The sequence below is a fragment of the Sphingobium sp. VMM genome (assembly GCF_056790315.1).
In genome coordinates, this window is sequence record NZ_JBXGSI010000058.1 from 1 (window position 1) to 1,152 (window position 1,152).

At 64.6% G+C, this 1,152-nt stretch carries 1 protein-coding gene; it reads left to right on the forward strand.

From position 1 onward, the window contains the following. Positions 1-72 precede the first annotated feature (72 nt). Complete coding sequence (locus tag ACUCV3_RS27280) at positions 73-1,152, forward strand: IS630 family transposase (RefSeq protein ID WP_086494367.1); 1,080 nt, start codon at positions 73-75, stop codon at positions 1,150-1,152.

Consider the following 1,152-nt stretch of genomic DNA (forward strand, 5'->3'; position numbering starts at 1 on the left):
CTAGTGGTTTCCGCCTGACATAAGAGTCCGGTTCGGGATTCCCTTTGTTGCGTTCGCATGCGAGTCTGGCGCATGCGCACAGGAATATCGTTCACCGTTTCGCCGACCGATCGTGCCCGTCTGACGGCGCTGATTAGGGACCGCAATGCCCCACAGAAGCATGTCTGGCGCGCCGAGATCGTGCTTCTGTCCGCCGACGGCGTCGGCACCGTCGAGATCATGCGCCGGACCGGCAAGTCGAAGACCTGCGTGTGGCGCTGGCAGGAGCGCTTTGCCGCGGAAGGCTGCGACGGGCTGCTGCGCGACAAGACGCGGCCGTCGCGCATTCCGCCGCTCGGACCCGATGTCGCCGCGCACGTGGTGGCAATGACGCTTGCCGATCCGCCGGGCGAAACGACGCACTGGACGGCCGACATGATGGCGAAGGCGGCCGGCATCAGCGCCAGCGCGGTCCGGCGCATCTGGAAGGCACATGGCCTCGCGCCCCACCGCTGGCGGCAGTTCAAGCTCTCCAACGATCCGAAATTCGTCGACAAGCTGCGCGACGTCGTCGGCCTCTATGTCGATCCGCCGGCCCACGCCATCGTGCTGTCGGTCGACGAGAAGAGCCAGATCCAGGCGCTCGACCGCACCCAGCCCGGCCTGCCGATGAAGAAGGGCAGACTCGGCACCATGACGCATGACTACAAGCGCAACGGCACGACCACGCTGTTTGCCGCCCTCAACGTGCTCGACGGCACCGTCATCGGCAGGAACATGCAGCGCCATCGCCATCAGGAGTTCATCCGCTTTCTCAATGCCATCAACGCCGAGGTTCCCGCCAACAAGGCCGTGCACGTCATCCTCGACAACTATGCTCCCCATAAGCACCCCAAGGTGCGCCGTTGGCTCGACCGGCACAGCCGCTTCACCTTCCACTTCACCCCGACCTCATGCTCATGGCTCAACGCGGTGGAGGGCTTCTTCGCCAAGCTGTCGAAACGGCGCCTGAAACGCGGCGTCTTCCACTCCGTCATCGACCTCCAGGCCGCCATCAACCGCTTCCTCGCCGAGCACAACCAGCAGCCCAAGCCCTTCACCTGGGCCGCCGATCCCGACAAAATCATCGCCGCCGTCAAGCGCGGGCACCAAGCGTTAGATTCCATCCACTAG